Origin of the sequence: Nocardia sp. NPDC057663 (assembly GCF_042799895.1) — a bacterium.
Taxonomy (GTDB): domain Bacteria; phylum Actinomycetota; class Actinomycetes; order Mycobacteriales; family Mycobacteriaceae; genus Nocardia.
This window is the reverse complement of the sequence record NZ_JBHVHX010000002.1, coordinates 414880-436541: the sequence shown is the minus strand read 5'-3', so window position 1 is coordinate 436541 and position 21662 is coordinate 414880. Positions and strand designations below refer to the sequence as shown.

Here is a 21662-nt window from a genome sequence, read left to right as displayed (position 1 = left end):
TGTGACTACTGGTGCGTAACGTGCGAAGGGGGTCGATGGGGGCAGATGGGACTCGCTGCCCCGGACGGATTCGCTCCGTCCGGGGCAGCGGTCTGCTCAGCGCAGTGCGGCGGCCGCCGCCACCAGGTTGCGCAGTGACGCCTCGACTTCCACCGGGCCACGGGTCTTGAGACCGCAGTCGGGGTTCACCCAGAGCCGCTCCGCGGGCACCGCTTTCAGTGCGGCGGCCAGCGAGGTGGTGATCTCCTCGACCGAGGGGACCCGCGGGGAGTGGATGTCGTAGACACCGGGGCCGACCCCGAGCGCGAAACCGGCCGCGTTCAGGTCGTCGAGGACCTCCATGTGCGAGCGCGCCGCCTCGATCGAGGTGACATCGGCGTCCAGGCCCGCGATCGCCGAGATCACCTCACCGAACTCCGAGTAGCACAGGTGCGTGTGCACCTGGGTGGTGTCGGCGACACCCGCGGTGGACAGGCGGAACGCGTCCACCGACCAGCGCAGGTAGGCGGGCTGCTCGGCCGCGCGCAGCGGCAGCAGCTCGCGCAGGGCGGGCTCGTCGACCTGGATGATCCGCGCACCCTGGGCCTCCAGGTCGACGGTCTCGTCCCGGATCGCCAGCGCCACCTGGCGGGCCGAGTCGGCCAGCGGCTGATCGTCGCGGACGAACGACCACGCCAGGATGGTCACCGGGCCGGTGAGCATGCCCTTGACCGGCTTGGCGGTCAGCGACTGGGCGTAGCCGATCCACGACAGCGTCATCGGCTCGGGGCGCGAGACGTCACCGAACAGGATCGGCGGGCGCACGCAGCGGGTGCCGTAGGACTGCACCCAGCCGTTCTCGGTGGCGGCGAAACCGTCGAGCAGTTCGGCGAAGTACTGCACCATGTCGTTGCGTTCGGGCTCGCCGTGGACCAGCACGTCGAGGCCGAGCTGCTCCTGCAGGGTGATCACGTCGGCGATCTCGGTCTGCATCCGGCGCACGTATTCGGCCTGGTCGATCTCGCCCTTGCGCAGCGCGGCGCGGGCCAGGCGGATGGCCGAGGTCTGCGGGTAGGAGCCGATGGTGGTGGTCGGCAGTACCGGCAGGTCGAGGTGATCGCGCTGCAGCGCGCGACGCTCGTCGGCGGGCGATCGGCTCAGGTCGTTCTCGTCCAGAGCGGCCAGCCGGGCCCGCACCCGCTCGTCGTGCAGGCGGGGGTCGGTGCGGCGCGAGCCGGCGGCGGCGCGGGCCGCGGCCAGCTCGTCGGCGACCGCGTCGGTGCCCGTGGTGAGGGCGGTGGCCAGCACCCGCACCTCGGCGACCTTCTCCGCGCCGAAGGACAGCCAGGAGCGCAGCCGCTCGTCGAGCCCGGTCTCGGGAGCCAGCGAGTACGGCACGTGCAGCAGCGAGCACGAGCTCGCCACGGCCACCGTGTCGGCGCTGCCCAGCAGGGTGCCCAGGGTGCCCAGCGCGGCGTCGAGATCGGTGCGCCAGATATTGCGGCCGTCGACCACACCGGCGACCAGCAGCTTGCGGGCCAGCGCCGGAACGGCGGCGACTTCGGTGCCCCCGGTGAAGTCGAGGGCGACACCCTCGATCGCGGTGTCGGCCAGCGCCGCCAGCGCCGCATCGGGGTGCCCGAAGTAGGTGGCGACCAGGATCGCCGGGCGGTCCTGGGCAGCCGAGAGCGCGGTGTAGGTCTCGCGCACCAGCGTGATCTCGGCCTCGGTCAGGTCGGTGACCAGTGCGGGCTCGTCGATCTGTACCCACCGCGCACCCGCGCCAGCCAGCTGGGCCAGCAGGTCCAGGTACAGCGGCAGCAGCTCGGGCAGGCGGTCGAGGGCGGCACCGTCGGCGGCCTTGGCCAGCTTCAGGAAGGTGAGCGGGCCGATCACCACCGGACGGGCGGGCAGGCCGAGTTCGATCGCCTCGGCCAGTTCGGCCAGCAGCTTTTCCGGGTGCAGGGAGAACGTGGTGGCCGCGTCGATCTCGGGCACCAGGTAGTGGTAGTTGGTGTCGAACCACTTGGTCATCTCGAGCGGCGCGACGGTGTCGGTGCCGCGCGCGGCGGCGAAGTAGCGGTCCAGCGGATCGGCGATGCCCGCGACCCGTGGCGGCAGCGCGCCGAGCAGCACGGCGGTGTCGAGGACCTGGTCGTAGTAGGAGAAGGTACCGACCGGCACGGAATCCATGCCTGCGGCGGCGAGTTCGGTGAGTTGCGCGCGGCGCAGTTCGCGGCCGACGGTGTGCAGGTGCTCGGCGTCGGTGCGGCCCGCCCAGTAGGACTCGGTGGCGCGCTTGAGTTCCCGGTTCGGGCCGACCCGAGGAAGGCCGAGAACCGTTGCGGTGAACGGGGTGTGGGAAACAGTCACGGAGATTCTCCAGTGTCGTGCAGGGAGAGCCGTCGCCTTACTGCGGGCAGACACCGACACCGGAGGGACCCGTCGCGTTGACACGACGGGTCGGCACAGGTGGTCAGCGCGCCCGATCCACGAGGCGGTGGCCGCCGGATACGGCGTATCCGGCACAGTCGGCAGGTCTTCGGACTCGCGGGCACCGGTCGTGTGATCGACCGACCTACTGGCCGTCGCTTCCCAGGCATCGTGCCCAGTGCTGATGACGGCGGTCGTTCCTGCATACCGCTGCGGGACAGTCCCGGATTCCCACCGGGTTCCCTCTTCACCCGGCGCGCAGTGACGCGCACCCGGGTTTCGACGCCGGCGCGGGAGGTCGGGGCTCCGACTCTTCCACCGCGCAGACGAACCAGCTGCATCACTCAGCATAGGGCCTCGCAGGCGGTGCCAGCTACCGCCCCGTCCGGCCCACCCGGCGTGACCTGCACGTTGCGGGCGCACCGCCAACCGGTCGCCACGGTGAGATGTGACGGCCGGATGAACGCAACTTCGCAGGTGGGCGGGTATACGGTGTGAAGATTGTGGCGAAGCGACCTTGCGTGTCGGTGGTGCGGTCACGGCCGGGTACCGTGGTCCAATGTTCTCGAAAGTCTTGGTCGCCAATCGCGGCGAGATCGCCATTCGCGCATTCCGCGCGGCATACGAACTCGGCATCGGAACGGTCGCGGTGTTCCCCCATGAGGACCGCAACTCCGTGCACCGGTTGAAGGCGGCCGAGTCGTACCAGATCGGCGAGGAAGGGCACCCCGTCCGGGCGTACCTGTCGATCGAGGCGATCATCGATGCGGCCAAGTCGGCGGGTGCTGACGCCATCTACCCCGGTTACGGGTTCCTGTCGGAGAATCCCGACCTCGCCGCGGCGTGTGAGCGTGAGGGCATCACCTTCATCGGTCCGTCGGCGTCGGTGCTGGAGATGGCTGGTAACAAGGCCACCGCGATCGCGGCGGCGAAGGCTGCCGGGCTGCCGGTGTTGAAGTCCAGTGAGCCCAGCGCCGACATCGGTGCGTTGCTGGCGGCGTCGCAGGAGTTCGAGTACCCGATCTTCGTCAAGGCTGTGGCCGGTGGTGGTGGCCGCGGTATGCGCCGGGTCGCCGCGCCTGAGCAGTTGCGTGAGTCGATCGAGGCGGCTTCGCGTGAGGCGGAGTCGGCGTTCGGTGATCCGACGGTGTTCCTCGAGCAGGCGGTGGTGAACCCGCGCCACATCGAGGTGCAGATCCTGGCCGATCAGCACGGCAATGTGATGCACCTGTTCGAGCGTGACTGCTCGCTGCAGCGCCGTCACCAGAAGGTGATCGAGCTCGCGCCCGCCCCGAATCTGGATCCCGCACTGCGGGAACGGATCTGCGCGGACGCGGTGGCTTTCGCTCGTCAGATCGGGTACAGCAATGCGGGCACGGTGGAGTTCTTGCTCGACGAGCGTGGCAAGCATGTGTTCATCGAGATGAACCCGCGGATCCAGGTCGAGCACACGGTGACCGAGGAGATCACCGATGTCGATCTGGTGCAGTCGCAGTTGCGGATCGCGGCAGGGGAGACTCTCGCCGACCTCGGCCTGAGCCAGGACAAGGTGTCCATTCGTGGCGCCGCGCTGCAGTGCCGTATCACCACCGAGGACCCGGCCAACGGTTTCCGGCCCGACACCGGCCGCATCACCGCCTACCGCACGCCGGGTGGCGCGGGTATCCGCCTCGATGGCGGCGCGAACCTGGGCGCGGAGATCGGCGCCTACTTCGACTCGATGCTGGTCAAGCTGACCTGCCGTGGTCGCGACCTGCCCGCCGCGGCCGCCCGCGCCCGCCGCGCGCTGGCCGAGTTCCGTATCCGTGGCGTCACGACCAATATCCCGTTCCTGCTGTCGGTGCTCGACGACCCCGACTTCCAGGCGGGCCGGGTCACCACCTCGTTCATCGACGAGCGTCCCGAACTGCTGACCTCGCGCGGCTCGGCCGACCGTGGCACCAAGATCCTGAGCTACCTGGCCGACGTCACCGTCAACAAGCCGCACGGTAACCGCCCGACCACGGTGTACCCGTACGACAAGCTGCCCGCTGTCGATCTGACGGTGCCGCCGCCGGACGGGTCGCGTCAGCGGTTGCTCACCCTCGGGCCCGAGGGTTTCGCGCGGGCCCTGCGGGAGCAGAAAGCCCTCGGGGTCACCGACACCACCTTCCGTGACGCGCATCAGTCGCTGTTGGCGACGCGTGTGCGGACCAACGGTCTGTTGGGTGTGGCCGGGCATGTCGCGCGCCTGACCCCGGAGTTGTTGTCGATCGAGGCGTGGGGTGGCGCGACCTACGATGTGGCGCTGCGGTTCCTGCACGAGGACCCGTGGGAGCGGCTGGCAGCATTGCGTGAAGCGGTGCCCAACATTTGTATTCAGATGTTGCTGCGTGGCCGTAACACCGTCGGCTACACCCCGTACCCGGAGCAGGTGACCCGCTCGTTCGTGTCCGAGGCTGCGACCACGGGTATCGATATCTTCCGTATCTTCGACGCGCTCAACAATGTCGATCAGATGCGTCCGGCGATCGACGCGGTACGCGAAACGGGTACGGCGGTCGCCGAAGTCGCGTTGTCCTACACCGGTGATCTGCTGGATCCGAACGAGACGCTCTACACCCTGGACTACTACCTGAAGTTGGCCGAGCAGATCGTCGACGCCGGCGCGCATGTGCTCGCGATCAAGGACATGGCCGGTTTGTTGCGGGCACCCGCGGCGGCGAAGCTGGTGACGGCGTTGCGCAGCAACTTCGATCTGCCGGTGCATGTGCACACCCACGACACCCCGGGCGGTCAGCTCGCCACCTACCTGGCCGCCTGGCAGGCCGGTGCCGATGCCGTCGACGGTGCATCGGCGGCGATGGCGGGCACCACCTCGCAGCCGGCTCTGTCGGCGATCGTGGCCGCGGCCGCCCACACCGAGCGTGACACCGGCCTGAGCTTGCAGAACGTGTGCGATCTCGAACCGTATTGGGAGGCGCTGCGAAAGGTGTATGCGCCGTTCGAGTCGGGTCTGCCCGCCCCGACCGGGCGTGTGTATACCCACGAGATCCCGGGTGGTCAGTTGTCGAATCTGCGTCAGCAGGCGATCGCGCTCGGGTTGGGTGACCGGTTCGAGGAAGTCGAAGCCAAGTACGCTGCCGCGGACCGGTTGTTGGGTCGGTTGGTGAAGGTGACTCCGTCGTCGAAGGTCGTCGGTGATCTGGCGTTGGCGTTGGTCGGTACCGGTGTCGGGATCGACGCTTTCGCTGCTGATCCGGGCCGTTACGACATTCCGGATTCGGTGATCGGTTTCCTGCGTGGTGAACTCGGCACCCCGGCCGGTGGCTGGCCGGAACCGTTCCGCAGCAAGGCGTTGGCCGGACGCAACGAACCCAAACCGGAGACCCCGCTGACCCCGGCGGACGAGAAGGGTTTGGATGGTTCCTCGGCCGAACGCCGCGACACCCTCAACCGTTTGTTGTTCCCCGGCCCGACCGCGGAATTCCAGGCGCATCGGGAGAAGTACGGCGACACCACCGGTCTGTCGGAGAACCAGTTCTTCTACGGGTTGCGCCGCGGTGAGGAACACCGTGTGCAGTTGGAGAAGGGTGTGACCCTGCTCATCGGGCTGGAAGCGATCTCCGAGCCGGACGAGAAGGGCATGCGGACGGTGATGTGCATCATGAACGGGCAGCTGCGCCCGATCGCGGTGCGCGACAGGTCGATCGCTTCGGAGGTTCCGGCTGCGGAGAAGGCCGACAAGAACAACCCTGGCCACATCGCCGCACCCTTCGCCGGCGTCGTCACCCTGGCGGTCTCCGAGGGCGACGAGATCCACGCGGGCGACACCGTCGGCACGATCGAGGCCATGAAGATGGAAGCCGCCATCACCGCGCCGCGCGGCGGCATCGTCGGCCGGATCGCGACCGCCAAGGTGCAGCAGGTCGAGGGCGGCGATCTGCTGGTGGAACTGGCTGCGCGCGAGTCGGAATGACCCGCATCGTCGCGGGCACGGCAGGCGGGCGGCGGCTGAAGGTGCCGCCCGCCGGTACCCGGCCCACCTCGGACCGGGTGCGTGAGGCCCTGTTCAGCGCCATCGCCGCGCGCCTCGACCTCGACGGTGTGCGGGTCGTCGACCTGTACGCGGGGTCGGGCGCGCTCGGTCTGGAGGCGCTCTCGCGTGGCGCCGCGCACGCCCTGCTGATCGAGGCCGACCGCAAGGCGGCCGCGGTCGTGCGCGCCAATATCGCCGAGCTCGGCCTGCCCGGGGCCGAGTTGCGCGTCGGCACGGTCGGCTCGGTGCTGGCGCACGCCGCGCCCGCCGCCTACGACCTGGTCCTGTCCGACCCGCCGTACGACGTGAGCACCGAGGACGTGCTCGCCGACCTCACCGCGCTGGCGGCCAACGGCTGGCTCGCGCCGGACGCGCTGGTGATCGTCGAGCGATCCATCCGCTCACCCGAAATCACTTGGCCCGCAGGCTATGCGCCGCTGAAAACGCGCAAATACGGGGAGACCAGAATCGAGCTCGCCGAGTTCGGTGCTAGCGTCTGACCCATGGCTGCAGCACTGTGCCCCGGCTCCTTCGACCCGGTCACCAACGGTCACCTCGACGTGTTCACCCGCGCGGCCGCGCAATTCGACGAGGTGATCATCACCGTCATGGTGAACCCCAAGAAACAGGGCATGTTCACCGTCGATGAGCGCATGGAACTGCTGCGCGAAGCGGTCGCCCACCTACCCAATGTGCGCGTCGCGTCGTGGCAGGGCCTGCTGGTCGACTTCGCCAAGCAGGAAGGCGTCGGCGCGATCGTCAAGGGCCTGCGCGACGCGGGCGACTTCGGCTACGAGCTCCAGATGGCCCAGATGAACCACAAGCTGGCCGGCGTCGACACCTTCTTCATCGCCACCAACCCGTCCCTGAGCTTCCTGTCCAGCTCACTGGTGAAGGAAGTCGCGGCCTACGGCGGCGACGTCAGCGACATGCTGCCCCCAGCAGTTCACAAGCGCCTCCTCGACCGCCTCGCAGAACGTCGTAGCTGATTACGCCGGTACATGGGTAACTCACCGGGTACGAGCTCACGTCACCGGCAACTTTCCGCAGGTCGCCGACGCGAAGTGATGTGCGCCTGAATCCGGCCTGAGTCGCGGAGGGGCGGGGACAGCCTCAGAAGACGAGGCCTCGGAGGGCAAGGAAGCGCATGCCGCCGACCGCGGCGGTGATGGCCAGGACCGCCAGCGCCTGGACACTGTCGCCCAGGCCGGGGGCCCACACGCCCAGCGCGGCCAGGCCCGCCGTCGTGATGCCCAAACCGAGCAGCGCGAGTCCGCCGCCCTCCCACTGGGCCGTGAACCAGGTGACACGGCCGGCGGCATGGAAGGTCAGCTGGCGGTGCAGCTCGTTGGCGATGATCGTGCTGACGACCGAGCCGGCCACATTGGCGATCAGCGGGCCGATGCCGTGCATGGCGAAGAACAGCAGCACGTAGGCGACATTGCTGAATCCGCCGACCAGGGCGAAGCGGATGAGCTGGGGGAGTGCGTGGTCACCGCGCACGTAGGTGAGCGCCCGATCGACCTGCGGACGCAGCGCGGGCGCAGGCGCGCTCGGCGCGGGCACGGGAAACGTGCCGATCCAGGGAGTGAACATGCCCGCGACATGCGACACCGCGGTTCGCGGTGTTTCCAGAACGGTCATGGTCGACTCCGATCGCAATGAACGAGCGTCGAGAGGTACAACAGCTAAAAATGTGCAGTGCTTCCCGGCGGACGGCGTTGTCGTGCCTCCCGATGGTAGCGGAAGTGGAGGGGTTCACTCCACTTGATATCTGTGCGATCTAGGACACTGTCGCGACACACCGCGACGACATTCGGAACACGCGCCGCAGCCAGGCACACTGGGCCACGGCGGTAGTGGTTTCGCCGTGAGTCGGCAGGAGGGTAGTGAGCATGTATCGCGTATTCGAAGCACTCGACGAGCTGGTCGCCATCGTCGAAGAGGCGCGCGGCATTCCGCCGACCCGCAGTTGCATCGTGCCCCGTGGCGATGTCCTCGAACTGCTCGACGACGTCCGCGACGCCCTGCCCGGTGAGCTCGACGACGCCCAGGACGTCCTCGACCACCGCGACAAGATCGTCGGCGACGCCCGCACCGGCGCCGAGGCCACGGTCACCTCCGCCAACGAGCAGGCGCGCACCACCATCGAGAAGGCCCGCGCCGAGGCCGACCGCATCCTCGCCGACGCCAAGGCGCACGCCGACCGGATGGTCGCCGAGGCCACCACGCACGCCGACCGCCTGGTCGCGACCGCGCAGGCCGAGGCCGATCGGGTCGTCGCCGACGGCAACGCCGAATACGACGAGCTCACCGGCCGCGCCCAGATCGACGCCGACCGGGCCATCCAGGCGGGCAAGGACTCCTACGAGCGCTCGGTCGCCGACGGCAAGGCCGAACAGGCGAGGCTGGTCGCGCAGACCGAGGTCGTGCGCGCCGCGCACGCCGAGTCGGCGCGCCTGATCGACGGCGCGCAGACCGAGGCCGACCGGGTACGCGCCGAATGCGACGACTACGTCGACGAGCAGATGGCCGAGTTCGACGGCAGGCTCGCCGCGCTGGGCGAGACGCTGGCCACCGCCCGCCGCACGATCACCCGCGGCCGCCAGCACATGCGCGGCGGTCAGGCCGCCGAATACCCGGAATACGTGGCCGAGCACCGGCGCTGAGCCCGCAGCGCGTTTTGAGTTCGGGCGGGGTCCTGCCGTACTGTTGAGTGGTTGCCCAAATCCCCTCAGGAGTAAGTGAGTCAGTGATGCCCGCCGCTTCCGGTTCGCCCTCGCGTCCGCACAAGACCAGTGGTCCTGTGTCCGACGCGGGCTTCGTGCTGGATGCCCGCAGTCTCGGCCGCCGGCCGGGAACCATGCGGGAACTGCGTCGCACCGTCACCGACCATGAGCGGCTGGGTCTCGACCTGATCGCCATCCCGGCCGACGCCGCGGTGGAACTCGATCTGCAGCTGCAGGCGGTCTCGGAAGGCGTGCTGGTCACCGGCACGGCGTCCGGTCCCACGGTCGGGGAGTGCTCGCGCTGCCTCGAACCGTTCGACGACCAGGTGGAGATTCGTCTGACGGAGCTGTTCGCGTATCCGGACAGCACCACCGAACAGACGACCGAGGACGACGAGGTCTACCGCATGGAAGACGACCTCATCGATCTCGAGCCGGTGATCCTCGACGCCATCGGCCTGGAGCTTCCGCTGCAGCCGCTGTGCACCCCGGACTGCGCGGGCCTGTGCCCCGAGTGCGGTGTGCGGATGGCGATTGCGGGTCCTGATCATGGGCATGAGATACTGGACCCTCGCTGGGCCAAGTTGGCGGGTTTCGCCGCAGAGGCGCCCGGCACCGGCGACCCCGCTGAGGGTTCCACCACCCCAGACCGATCCGCTCCCGTGGCAAACGATGCCGACGTGGTCAGCGAAAACACAGAGGAGAAGTAGCCGTGGCTGTTCCCAAGCGCCGGATGTCCCGTTCCAACACCCGGTCGCGGCGCAGCCAGTGGAAGGCCACCGCGCCGACCCTGGTCACCTGCCCGAACCGTGCCTGCGGTGAGAAGACCCTCCCGCACATCGCGTGCCCGTCCTGCGGCACCTACAAGGGCCGCCAGGTCACCTCTGCTGTCTGATTCGTGACAGCCAGCAAAGACACAGCGGGCTCGGCCGATCACGCCAGCCTGCTCACCGCCCTCGGTGTCGACGTACGACCGGAGCTGCTGCGCCTCGCGCTGACGCACCGGTCGTACGCGTACGAGAACGGCGGCCTGCCGACCAACGAGCGCCTCGAGTTCCTCGGCGACTCGGTGCTCGGCCTCAGCATCACCGAGCGCCTCTACACCGAGCACCCCGACAAGTCCGAGGGTGAGCTTGCGAAGCTGCGCGCCAGTGTGGTGAACATGCACGCGCTCGCCGAGGTGGCGCGTGGTCTCGGCGACGGCGGACTCGGTCAGTACCTGCTGCTCGGCAAGGGCGAAGAGCTCACCGGCGGCCGCGACAAGCCGAGCATCCTCGCCGACGGCATGGAGTCCCTGCTCGGCGCCGTGCATCTCGAGCACGGCATCGAAGTGGCCCGTGGCGTCGTGCTGCGCCTGTTCGCCGAACTGCTCGAGCGTGGCCCCCGCATGGGTGCCGGCCTCGACTGGAAGACCAGCCTGCAGGAGCTCACCGCCGAACGCGGACTCGGTGTGCCCAGCTACGAGATCACCTCCACCGGCCCGGACCACAACAAGGAGTTCACCGCCACCACGGTGATCGCCGGTCGTCCGTACGGTCAGGGTGTCGGCCGCTCCAAGAAGGAAGCCGAGCAGAAGGCCGCAGGCACCGCCTACAAGGCACTCACCGACGAATCCGTACCCGACGCGTGACCACGGCGGGCCGGAGGCGGCAGCGGAGCGTAACCACGCAGGCCCTCGAGGGCACGCGCGACGAGACAGCCTGACCTGTGCCCGAGCTGCCCGAAGTCGAGGTGGTACGGCGCGGTCTGGCCGAGCATGCGGTCGGTCGGGTCATCGATTCCGTCGCCGTCACCCACCCGCGAGCTGTGCGCAGGCACATCGCGGGTGGTGTCGATTTGGCGGGCCGTCTCACGGGCCTGAAGATCGAGGACGCGCAGCGCCGCGGCAAGTACCTGTGGCTCACCTTCGACGAACCCGACACCGCGCTGGTCGTCCATCTGGGGATGAGCGGTCAGATGCTGGTGCAGCCCGCAGGCGCCCCCGTCGAGAAACACGCCCATATCCGCGCCGCCCTCGGTGACGGCAGTGAGCTGCGGTTCGTCGACCAGCGCACCTTCGGCGGCTGGGCGCTGGCCGACCTCGTCGAGGTCGACGGCACCGTCGTCCCGGACTCGGTCGCCCACATCGCCCGTGATCCGCTGGATCCGCGGTTCGACCGCGAAGCCGTGGTCGCGAAGATCCGCGCCAAGAACACCGAGATCAAGCGGGTGCTGCTCGACCAGACGGTCGTGTCGGGCATCGGCAACATCTACGCCGACGAGGCGCTGTGGCGGGCCGGTCTGCACGGCACCCGCGTCGCCGCCGACCTCACCCGCCCGGTCGTGCGAACCCTGCTCGACAGTGTCACCGCGGTGATGAACGAGGCGCTGGCCGTCGGCGGCACCTCCTTCGACGCCCTGTATGTGAACGTCAACGGCGAATCCGGGTATTTCTCCCGCTCGCTGGCCGCCTACGGGCGCGTGGACGAGCCGTGCGACCGCTGCGGCACGCTGCTGATCCGCGAGCAATTCATGAATCGTTCGTCGTTTTCCTGCCCGAAGTGTCAGCGGAAGCCGCGCCGCCGCTGATCCGGGCACGCTACGGTTTCTCCTGACAGGTCGTACAAGGACCAGGTCCGTGCAGGAGGACGTTATGCGTAAGCTGACCTATTTCGTGGCATCGACGATTGACGGGTTCATCGCCGCCGAGGACGGGACCCTGGACTTCTTCCCGGTCGGCGGCGACCACGGGCCCGCGATCACCTCGCAGTACCCCGAGACGCTGCCGACCAAGGTGCGCGAGTCACGCGGCATCGCGGCGGGCAACGTGTACTTCGACACCGTGATCATGGGGCGCAAGACCCACGACTTCGGGGTGCGCACCGGCACCGCCAGCCCGTACGAGCACCTGCGGCAGTTCGTGGTGTCCACGACGCTGCCCGAGCCGCCCGCACCCGGGGTCGAGCTGATCACGGACGATCCGGTTTCCGCCGTTCGAGAGCTGAAACGTGAAGCGGGACTTGGTATCTGGCTGTGCGGTGGCGGCGAGCTGGCGCAGACGCTGCTGCCCGAGATCGACCAGGTGTTCCTCAAACTGCACCCGGTGGTGCTCGGCACCGGTCGCCCGCTGTTCGGTGGCGGCACGAAACTGCCCGAGCCGGAACGGTTCCGGGTGATCACCAGCCGCGTGTACGCCGACGGCGTCGCGTTCCTCAAGTACGGCCGGATCAGGTAGCGCCGATGACGTCGGCGGCGAGTCCCGGCCCGGTGGCGGCCCTGCGCGAGATCGGGTTCTGGCTCGAACGCTCGCGCGCGGAGACACACCGGGTGAAGGCTTACCGCCGCGCCGCCGACGTCGTCGCCGCCCTGTCCGACACCGAGCGGGCCACCCGGGCCCGCGAGCACAGCTGGCGTGAGCTGCCCGGCATCGGTCCCAAGACCGCCGCCGTCATCGAACAGGCCTGTACCGGTGAGGTTCCCGACTACCTGGTCGAACTGCGCGGTGCCGCACAACCGGTCGGGCCCGCGGGCGACCCGCTGCGCACCCTGCTGCGCGGTGATCTGCACACGCACTCGGACTGGTCCGACGGCGGCAGCCCGATCGCCGAGATGATGGGTGTCGCCGCGGCGCTCGGCCACGAATACTGTGCGCTGACCGATCATTCGCCGCGATTGAAGGTCGCCAACGGGTTGTCCGCCGAACGCCTGCTGCGCCAGCTCGACGTGGTCGCCGAGCTCAACGACCAGCTGGCACCCTTCCGCATCCTCACCGGCATCGAGGTCGACATCCTCGACGACGGCACCCTCGACCAGCGTGCCGATCTGCTCGAACGCCTGGATGTCGTTGTGGCCAGCGTGCATTCACACCTGCGCGACGACAGCGCCACCATGACCAAGCGCATGGTCTACGCCGTCGCGAACCCGAATGTCGATGTCCTGGGCCATTGCACCGGCCGCCTCGTCGAGGGTGGCCGCGGCACCCGCCCCGAATCCACCTTCGACGCCGAACTCGTCTTCGAAGCCTGCCGCAAGTACGGCACCGCCGTGGAGATCAACAGCCGCCCCGAACGCCGCGACCCACCCGGCCGCCTCATCGACCTGGCCGTCGACATGGGCTGTCACTTCAGCATCGACACCGACGCGCACGCCCCGGGCCAATTGGCCTGGCAGGGTTACGGTTGCGAGCGCGCACTGGCCAACGGCGTCACCGCCGACCGGGTGATCAACACCTGGCCCGTCGACGAGCTGCTGGCCTGGTGCGCGGCGACCACCGGGTGAAGACTCGCCGAACACCTGGCGTCGGGCGCTGCGGTCACGGATCGGCCTGATAGATAGTCGGATACAGGTATCCGGGGTGAGGGGGGAAGCCGATGGGTGAGTTCCCGGTCGAGATCGTGCTGTCGACGCTCGGTCTGCTCGTAGCGACGGCCACTTTTCTCCGTGAGTTCGTTTTCGTCGGCCGCAAGCGCCTCGGCTACCGCGTGCAGATGAACACCCCGGCCAGCCGGATCCAGCTCACCGACGCCAATGGCGCAGCGGCACAGGGGGTCAACTCGGCGGCAGAGCCGGTGTCGGTGGTGCTGATCCGGATCGAGAACTACGGCTCCACGGTGATCGAGGACGATGACTACGCCGCCGCCGAGAGCCCACGACTCCTGTTCCGGCACCACACGATCCGGGCGCTCGAGGTCACCGAGCGGGTCACCCGCACGGGGCAACCGGTGACCGCGCTCAGCGATGCCCTGCGGGAGCTGGCTCCCAGCGTAGGCGCGGACAATGCCGCGCGGATCGTGCTGCCGAGCGAACGGCTCGAACGCGGTGAGCACTACAAGGTGCTGGCTGTGCTGGCAGGTCCGGCCCCCGATCCGCAAGACGTCAACGCGGAGCAGGTGGTGAGCAAGGCGGGCAGCCTCAAGGGCGGCCGATTCGTCGAAACCACCAGCCGCTCGCGGCGGGAACCCGCGCTGCTCGGTCTGAGCGTGTTCCTCGCCCTGGTGGTGATGGTGCAATTGCTGGCCACCGTGCTGCGCGGCGATCCGCCGCCGCGCGACTGTGCTGCGGGCGATCTCACCGTAGTCGGCTCCACCGCGATGGCGCCGATGATCCGCAAGGCGGCGCAGAACTACGAGAAGACCTGCGCCGGAGCACGATTCCGGTTCGACTTCGCCGGCACCGAGCCGGGGTTGCGCACGTTGGCCAAAACGGGGCCGACGCAGGGCATGCTCGCCATCGGTGACGGGTCCAAGGGCACCTCGTTCGAGGCGCTCACCGAGCTGCCGCTGGCTCGCGCGTCGTTCTCCATGGTCGTGCACCCGGGTGTCGGGCTGAAAGACCTGACGACGCAGCAGGTCAGGGACCTCTACCGCGGAAGCGTCAGGAACTGGAACCAGATCGGCGGGCCCGACCTGCCGGTGGTGCTGATCGATCGGACCGCGGGCTCGGGGACGCGCCGCGCGCTGGAGTCGAGACTGCTCGAGGACAACCGCAAGGTGTTCCGCTACACCAGCTGCGTCGGGATGGCCGCGGGTGGCGAGCAGTGCGAGGTCGACGTCACCGAGGAAGTGGCTACATTCGTTGCCAAAATCCCCGGTGCGGTGGGGTATCTGGAAACCTCGGCGATCGGCAGTGCGGTCGCGGCCGTCACGATCGACGGGGTAGGCCCCACGTCCGACACGATCCGTTCCGGTGCCTACCGCTTCACCGGTGTCGAGTACGCCTACACTCATGGACCGGTCGCCGGTGATTCGCTGGTGGCCCAGTTCCTGGACTATCTGACGCGGGGTAAGGCCAGGCTCACCATGACCGAGTTCGGCAACATCCCGTGCGGCGATCCGGGCGAACCGAAATTCTGTACGCCGTAGACCGCCTCTGACGGCGTAATCTCCTGTCGCGGCACAGAATCGCCGACTCAAAACCCAGCAAACCACTGGTTTACTCACCGGTAGCGGGGTACGTTCCACTACGGCCCCTCTGTTCAGGCGGGCACCCAGGTGGTGCGTTCCACGTCTGACCAGGCCAACCATGCCCCATGGACGGCGGTGAAGCTCTCGTCTCCACCCCGCCGAGGCGGCCATCTCTTGTTCGCGCAAGTGTTGCGAGGTTGTGTCCCTGGAAGGAAGGTCATGAGTGCAGATATGTCGGCAATGTCGCCGACCGGGTTCTCCACGTCCGATCTCTACTCGATCGAGCACAACGGCGGCCCACTGCGGATCGCGATGGTGGTTCCACCGTATTTCGATGTCCCTCCCAAGGCATACGGCGGCGTCGAGGCCGTCGTAGCCGATCTGGTCGATTCGCTCTGTGAGCGCGGCCATCACGTCACCCTGTTCGGTGCGGGCGAACCGGGTACCAAGGCGAATTTCGTCCCGCTGTGGGACCGGATCGTCCCGGAACGACTCGGCGATCCGTTTCCCGAGGTGGTGCACGCCCTGCGGGTGCGCCGCGCGATCGAGCGCCTGGCCGAGACCGAAGGTATCGACCTGGTCCACGATCACACCTTCGCGGGTCCGCTGAACGCACCCGCCTACGCCAATCTCGGCTTGCCGACCTTGGTCACCGTGCACGGTCCCGTGCAGGACGAGTGCTACGACTACTACCGCGAACTGGGCGAGGAATGCTCGCTCGTCGCGATCAGCGACCGGCAGCGCGAACTCGCGCCCGATCTGCCGTGGGCAGGACGCGTGCACAACGCGCTGCGGCCGGATCTGTGGCCGTTCCAGACCGAGAAGCAGGACTACGCGCTGTTCCTCGGCCGCTTCCACATGGACAAGGGCCCGCATCTGGCGCTCGACGCCGCCCACGCGGCCGGAATCCCGCTCATCCTGGCGGGCAAGTGTTCCGAGCCGCATGAGAAGGCCTACTTCGAGGAGTACGTGCGCCCGCGGCTGACCGACGACGATCATGTATTCGGTCTCGCCGACGCGACGGCCAAGCGTAAACTGTTGTCCGGAGCGCGGTGTCTGCTGTTCCCCATTTGCTGGGAGGAGCCGTTCGGCATGGTGATGATCGAGGCAATGGTCTGCGGAACGCCGGTGGTCGCGTTGCGCGGCGGCGCGGTGGCCGAGGTGCTGGTCGACGGCGTCACCGGACGCATCTGTGAGGAGCCGGACGAGTTGCCCGGCGCCATCGCGGAAGTCGCGACGTTCGATCCGGCGGCCTGCCGGGCGCACGTCGAAGCGAATTTCGGCGACGACACGCTCGGCGGTGGCTACGAGCAGGTGTACCGGCAATTGTTGGCCCGCACCACGATCGGGTACGGCAACGCGTTCGCGATGCCGATGCCGTTCGGGGCGGCGGTCAGCGGGCGCGGATGAGCCTGAACAGCGCGTCGCCGCCGAGCCCACTCAACGCGGGGGAACCCGCGGGGCTCGGCGGCAACGTTACCCTCGTCGAAGGCGGCACCTTCTGCCTGTCCGACCGGCTCGGCGATATCGAGCCGGGCAAGCCGCAGGGCCTGTTCTTCCGTGACGCCAGGGTGATTTCGCGCTGGGAGCTGATGATCGACGGCAAACGGCCCGAACCGCTGTCGGTGCTGAGCCCGGAGGCCTTCGCGGCACGGTTCGTGCAGCGAAGGCCGCCGCAGCAGGGCAGGGCCGACAGCACCCTGCTCGTCGTGCGCGATCGCCTCGTCGCCGAGGGCATGCACGAGCTCATCACGCTGGAGAACATGAGCCGCGAGGCCACCGCGGTGGTGATCGAGCTGCACGTCGACGCCGATTTCGTCGACCTGTTCTCGGTGAAGGAAGGCCGGATGAACGGCCACCGGGCGGAGATGACGACCGCCGACGGCGAGCTGCTGCTGCACGACCGGGCCGACCTCTCGCGCGGGCTCGCGCTCACCTCGACCGTCGAGCCGATGGTGCTGAACGGCACCATGATCTGGCGCGTCGTCGTTCCCGCGGGCGGACGCTGGCAGACCGAGATCACCGCCCAGCCCGCGGGCGCCGCGCAGCGTCCGCAGACCCAGGGCACCCCGGGCGAGCGGTACCGGGCCAGTGAGCCGGTGCGCAAGATCCAGGCGTGGCGGGCCACCGCCACCGACATCTCCGCCGATTTCGGGCTGCTCAACCAGATCCTGCGCCGCAGCGAAAGTGACCTGGGCGCCTTGCAGATCCAGCCCGACTCGGGCACCGGCAGGCCGTTCGTCGCGGCGGGCGCGCCCTGGTTCATGACACTGTTCGGCCGGGACTCCCTGCTCACGGCATGGATGTCGCTGCCGTTGGAGACCGATCTCGCCCTGGGGACTCTGCAGCAGCTGGCCGAATTGCAGGGCCAGACGGTCGATCCGCTGGTGGAAGAGGAACCGGGCCGGATCATGCACGAGATGCGGCGTGGACCCGCGGTCGGGCAGGTACTGGGCGGCCAGATCTACTACGGAACCGTCGACGCCACACCGCTGTTCGTGATGCTGCTCGCCGAATGCCTGCGCTGGGGCGCCGAACCGGCCTCCATCGCGACCCTGCTGCCCGCGGCGGACGCGGCGATCGGCTGGATCACCGACTTCGGTGACCGCGACGACGACGGCTTCGTCGAATACGTGCGCGCCACCGATCGCGGTCTGATCAACCAGGGCTGGAAGGACAGCTTCGACGGGATCAACGACGCCGCAGGACATATCGCGCAGGCACCGATTGCCCTGTGCGAGGTGCAGGGGTATGTGTACGCGGCGTACCTGGCCAGGGCCGAGCTGGCCGACGCGTTCGACGATCCCGCCCTGGCCGATCGGATGCGCGAACGCGCGGCCGATTTGCGGACCAAGTTCGCGGAGCAGTTCTGGCTACCTCAGTGCGGGTGGTACGCCGTGGCACTGGACGGCAGCAAGCGGCAGGTCGACGCGCTGACCAGCAATGCGGCGCACTGCCTCTGGTCGGGCATCGCCACCGACGAGCACGCCGAGCTCCTGATCGAGAACCTGTCCAAGGCGGAGATGGATTCGGGCTTCGGCCTGCGCACACTGTCGTCGAACATGGGCGCCTATAACCCGATGAGCTATCACAGCGGGTCGGTGTGGCCGCACGACACGGCGATCGCGGTCGCCGGGCTCATGCGCTACCAGCACGTGCCGGGCGCGGTGGAACTGGCGACCAAGCTGTCGGCCGGACTGCTCGACGCCGCGGCCGCGTTCGACGGCAGGCTGCCCGAGTTGTTCTGCGGTTTCCCGCGTACGCGTTTCGCGGCGCCGGTGCCCTATCCCACCTCGTGCTCGCCGCAGGCGTGGGCGAGCGCGGCGCCGCTGCTGCTGGTGCGGTCGTTCCTCGGGCTCGACCCCGATGTGCCCGCCCGGACCCTGACCCTGCGGCCGCAGGTGCCGCCGGCCTGGGGGTGTGTGCGGATGTCGGAGTTCCGGCTCGGCGAGGTCACCGTCGACATCGAGGTCTGCGGATCCACGGTCACCGTGACGGGACTGCCCGACGGATGGGCGCTGATCACCGACGAGCAGTAGCGCGTCGACGCGTCGGGGCCGGATCCGTGGTGGATCCGGCCCCGATCGTCGTGCGGTGGCAGCTCAGCCCTGGAACGGGAAGCGTTCGTCCAGTGCGAGATTGAGCTCGACGACATTCACCTGCGGCTCACCGAGGAAACCGAGCGTGCGCCCGTCGGTGTGCTCGTCCAGCACCGCGCGAACCTGCTCGGCGGTGATGCCGCGCGCCGTCGCCACCCGCTCGACCTGGATGGCCGCGTACTCGGGGGAGATGTGCGGGTCCAGGCCGCTGCCGCCGGCCGTGACCGCGTCGGCGGGCACGGCGGCATCGGCCGGGGCGTCGCCGAGGATCGGGATGATCCGGCCGACCGAGTAGTCTTGGCCCTCCTGCGCGCACTCCACGGCGACGCCGCGGAACGTCGCGAGGAACGGCTGCGCCGGGCAGAGCTCGTTGACGCTGACCACCCGCACCGGCCGGGACACGCCGCCGTCGGCATCGCGTGGCCCGATCACCGAGAGCACGGCGCCCACACCGTCTTTCGTGCAGAACTGGCGGGTGCCGTCGACCCCCTCACGGTCGCCGATCTCCTTCGAGCGGGTGCACACGGTGGTGAGCAGGCTGGGGCGGGCGGCCGTGTCGACGATGTCCTCCGGTCCCAGGTTGCTCGCCGCGGTGGACAGCGGGTCGTAGCCGTCGCCCGCGGCCGACGGGCGGCTCTGGAAGTACTGCGCCATGGCCTTGCCGTCGGCGTCGGCGAACGACTGCCCGATCAGGCTGGAGCCCACCAGCTTTCCGTCCCGCTCGATCAGCGAGCCGTCGGCCTTGTCGTCGAGTCCCGGCAGCTGCGCGACCGCGAAAACCGCGACGGGGTACACGATTCCGGTGATCACGGTCAGCACGAGCAGGGCGCGCAGGGCGGCCAGGTGCTGGCGGATCCAGGTTGACATACGCATTTCAGGACATCCCGGGGAGGAGTTGGACGAGCAGGTCGATGATCTTGATGCCGAGGAACGGCGCGATGATGCCGCCCAGGCCGTAGATCGTCAGGTTGCGGCTCAACAGCTTCGAGGCATTGCTCGGCCGGTAGTCGACACCGCGCAGCGCCAGCGGGATGAGCGCCACGATGATGATCGCGTTGAAGATGACCGCGGACAGGATCGCCGACTGCGGGCTGGCCAGGCGCATGATGTTCAGTGCGTCCAGGCCGGGGAACAGCGCCACGAACAACGCGGGAATGATCGCGAAGTACTTGGCGATGTCGTTGGCGATGGAGAAGGTGGTGAGCGCGCCACGGGTGATCAGCAGCTGCTTGCCGATCTCCACGATCTCGATCAGCTTGGTCGGGTCCGAATCCAGATCGACCATGTTGCCCGCCTCTTTGGCGGCCGAGGTGCCGGTGTTCATCGCCACGCCCACGTCGGCTTGGGCGAGGGCGGGCGCGTCGTTGGTGCCGTCACCGGTCATGGCGACCAGGCGGCCGCCGTCCTGTTCCTTCTTGATCAGGGCGAGTTTGTCCTCCGGCGTGGCTTCGGCGAGGAAGTCGTCCACGCCGGCTTCGTCGGCGATCGCCTTGGCGGTCAACGGGTTGTCGCCGGTGATCATCACCGTGCGGATGCCCATGCGGCGCATCTCGTCGAAGCGTTCCCGCATGCCCTGCTTGACGACGTCCTTGAGGTGGATGACGCCGAGCAGCCGCGGGGTGCCGCCGGAGACCTCGCCGACCATCAGCGGGGTGCCGCCGGAGGCGGAGATGTCGTCGACGATGATCGCGGCCTGCTCGGGTACCGAACCACCGTGGCCGCGAACCCATTCGGTGACGGCACCCGCTGCCCCCTTGCGCAGCTGGTGCCCATCGGCCAGGTTGACACCCGACATGCGGGTCTGCGCGGTGAACTCCACCCAGGTGGCACCGGGCAGCTCGCCGGCGGAACGTTCCCGCTTGTTGAACGTCTGCTTGGCGAACACGACGATCGACCGCCCCTCCGGCGTCTCGTCGGCCAGGCTCGACAGCTGGGCGGCGTCGGCGAGCTCGTCGTCGGGAATGCCCGGCATCGGGACGAATTCGGCGGCCTGGCGGTTGCCGAGGGTGATGGTGCCGGTCTTGTCGAGCAGCAGCGTGTTCACATCGCCCGCGGCTTCCACCGCACGACCCGACATGGCCAGCACGTTGCGCTGCACGAGCCGGTCCATCCCGGCGATGCCGATGGCCGAGAGCAGCGCGCCGATGGTGGTCGGGATGAGGCAGACCAGCAGCGAGACCATCACGATGCCGGTGATGCCGTGCGCATCCAGCGCCGAGGTGTCCGGCACGCCGGGGTTGTTCGACTTGGCGAAGATCGCGAGCGGCTGCAACGTGGTGACCGCGAAGATGAAGATGATCGTGAGCGCGGCCAGCAGGATGTTGAGCGCGATCTCGTTCGGTGTCTTCTGGCGGCTGGCGCCCTCGACGAGCGCGATCATCTTGTCGATGAAGCTGGCGCCGGGTTCCTGGGTGATCTCGACGACGATCCGGTCCGAGAGCACCGTGGTGCCGCCGGTGACGGCCGACCGGTCGCCACCGGATTCGCGGATGACCGGGGCGGATTCGCCGGTGATGGCCGATTCGTCCACCGAGGCTATGCCTTCGACGACGTCGCCGTCGCCGGGGATGACCTGACCGGCTTCGACCACGACGACGTCACCGCGGCGCAGTTCGGTCGCGGCGATCCGTTCCTCGACGATGCGGCCACCGGGGGTCCAGTCGGCCAATCGGCGAGCGACGGTGTCGGTCTTGGCTTTTCGCAGAGTGTCGGCCTGTGCTTTGCCGCGCCCCTCCGCGACGGCCTCGGCCAGGTTGGCGAAGACGACGGTGAGCCACAGCCACACCACGATCGCCCAGGCGAAGAAGCTCGGATCGGCGATCGCCAGGATCGTCGACCACACCGCGCCGATCTCCACGATCAGCATGACGGGGTTCTTCCACAGCGTGCGCGGATCCAGCTTGCGCAGCGCGTCGGGCAGGGAGGTGAGCAGCAGCTTCGGATCCAGGACGCCCTTCTGCACACCCTTGGTCCGGTGCTCGGGCCGCGGCGCGGCCGGTGTTTCGAGTGCGGGACTGGTCAT

17 protein-coding genes and 1 riboswitch are annotated in these 21662 nt (G+C 68.6%); of the genes, 13 read left to right on the top strand and 4 right to left on the bottom strand.

The annotated features are described in order from the left end of the window. Positions 1-96: 96 nt before the first annotated feature. Positions 97-2352: a 5-methyltetrahydropteroyltriglutamate--homocysteine S-methyltransferase gene (gene metE, locus ACFVAV_RS06685; protein WP_379031059.1), complete on the bottom strand. Its 2256-nt coding sequence runs from the start codon at positions 2350-2352 to the stop codon at positions 97-99. A 142-nt stretch (positions 2353-2494) separates the two neighbouring features. Next, a riboswitch (cobalamin riboswitch) is annotated at positions 2495-2693 on the bottom strand. A 278-nt stretch (positions 2694-2971) separates the two neighbouring features. Here metE and ACFVAV_RS06680 point away from each other — a divergent pair. The 3 genes from ACFVAV_RS06680 to coaD are packed head-to-tail and all read left to right on the top strand — an operon-like array spanning position 2972 to position 7419. Next, entirely contained in the window at positions 2972-6370 is a 3399-nt protein-coding gene (locus ACFVAV_RS06680; RefSeq protein WP_379031056.1) for a pyruvate carboxylase, read from the top strand. Then, positions 6367-6930 (top strand): 16S rRNA (guanine(966)-N(2))-methyltransferase RsmD, encoded by a 564-nt coding sequence (rsmD, locus tag ACFVAV_RS06675; RefSeq protein WP_379031053.1) that lies wholly within the window; start codon positions 6367-6369, stop codon positions 6928-6930. The genes ACFVAV_RS06680 and rsmD overlap by 4 nt, the downstream gene beginning before the upstream one ends. Positions 6931-6933: 3 nt before the next feature. Next, entirely contained in the window at positions 6934-7419 is a 486-nt protein-coding gene (gene coaD, locus ACFVAV_RS06670; RefSeq protein WP_379031050.1) for a pantetheine-phosphate adenylyltransferase, read from the top strand. 124 nt (positions 7420-7543) lie between these two features. Here coaD and ACFVAV_RS06665 read toward each other — a convergent pair whose 3' ends face one another. After that, complete coding sequence (locus tag ACFVAV_RS06665) at positions 7544-8074, bottom strand: GtrA family protein (protein ID WP_379031048.1); 531 nt, start codon at positions 8072-8074, stop codon at positions 7544-7546. Between the two features lie 251 nt (positions 8075-8325). Between ACFVAV_RS06665 and ACFVAV_RS06660 the strand changes: the two genes are divergently transcribed. The 10 genes from ACFVAV_RS06660 to ACFVAV_RS06615 all read left to right on the top strand — a co-directional run bounded on the left by ACFVAV_RS06660 (position 8326) and on the right by ACFVAV_RS06615 (position 18580). Next, positions 8326-9099, top strand: a complete 774-nt coding sequence (locus ACFVAV_RS06660; protein ID WP_379031045.1) for a DivIVA domain-containing protein — start codon at positions 8326-8328, stop codon at positions 9097-9099. A gap of 86 nt (positions 9100-9185) precedes the next feature. Then, positions 9186-9869 carry a YceD family protein gene (locus ACFVAV_RS06655; RefSeq protein ID WP_379031042.1) on the top strand — a complete coding sequence of 228 codons (684 nt, stop codon included), beginning with the start codon at positions 9186-9188 and terminating at the stop codon, positions 9867-9869. Positions 9870-9871: 2 nt separating this feature from the next. Continuing rightward, a complete protein-coding gene (gene rpmF / locus ACFVAV_RS06650) occupies positions 9872-10054 on the top strand; it encodes a 50S ribosomal protein L32 (protein ID WP_040708879.1) in 183 nt (60 codons plus the stop codon). A gap of 3 nt (positions 10055-10057) precedes the next feature. Beyond that, entirely contained in the window at positions 10058-10789 is a 732-nt protein-coding gene (rnc, locus tag ACFVAV_RS06645) for a ribonuclease III (RefSeq protein WP_379031039.1), read from the top strand. A gap of 77 nt (positions 10790-10866) precedes the next feature. Continuing rightward, entirely contained in the window at positions 10867-11727 is an 861-nt protein-coding gene (gene mutM / locus ACFVAV_RS06640; protein ID WP_379031036.1) for a bifunctional DNA-formamidopyrimidine glycosylase/DNA-(apurinic or apyrimidinic site) lyase, read from the top strand. A 64-nt stretch (positions 11728-11791) separates the two neighbouring features. Then, positions 11792-12373, top strand: coding sequence for a dihydrofolate reductase family protein (locus ACFVAV_RS06635; RefSeq protein WP_379031033.1), 582 nt, complete (start codon positions 11792-11794; stop codon positions 12371-12373). Positions 12374-12378: 5 nt separating this feature from the next. Next, a complete protein-coding gene (locus ACFVAV_RS06630) occupies positions 12379-13416 on the top strand; it encodes a PHP domain-containing protein (RefSeq protein WP_379031030.1) in 1038 nt (345 codons plus the stop codon). Positions 13417-13508: 92 nt separating this feature from the next. Next, on the top strand, positions 13509-14999 hold the full coding sequence (locus ACFVAV_RS06625; protein WP_379031028.1) for a PstS family phosphate ABC transporter substrate-binding protein: 1491 nt from the start codon (positions 13509-13511) through the stop codon (positions 14997-14999). Between the two features lie 282 nt (positions 15000-15281). Continuing rightward, on the top strand, positions 15282-16451 hold the full coding sequence (locus tag ACFVAV_RS06620; RefSeq protein ID WP_379031813.1) for a glycosyltransferase family 4 protein: 1170 nt from the start codon (positions 15282-15284) through the stop codon (positions 16449-16451). Further along, the gene (locus tag ACFVAV_RS06615) at positions 16448-18580 is read left to right on the top strand and encodes a glycogen debranching N-terminal domain-containing protein (RefSeq protein WP_379031026.1); all 2133 of its coding nucleotides are present in this window, start codon (positions 16448-16450) and stop codon (positions 18578-18580) included. Before ACFVAV_RS06620 ends, ACFVAV_RS06615 begins: the two co-directional genes overlap by 4 nt. Before the next feature lie 63 nt (positions 18581-18643). Here ACFVAV_RS06615 and ACFVAV_RS06610 read toward each other — a convergent pair whose 3' ends face one another. Further along, positions 18644-19513, bottom strand: coding sequence for a potassium-transporting ATPase subunit C (locus ACFVAV_RS06610; protein ID WP_379031023.1), 870 nt, complete (start codon positions 19511-19513; stop codon positions 18644-18646). A 1-nt stretch (position 19514) separates the two neighbouring features. Continuing rightward, a complete protein-coding gene (kdpB, locus tag ACFVAV_RS06605) occupies positions 19515-21662 on the bottom strand; it encodes a potassium-transporting ATPase subunit KdpB (protein ID WP_379031020.1) in 2148 nt (715 codons plus the stop codon).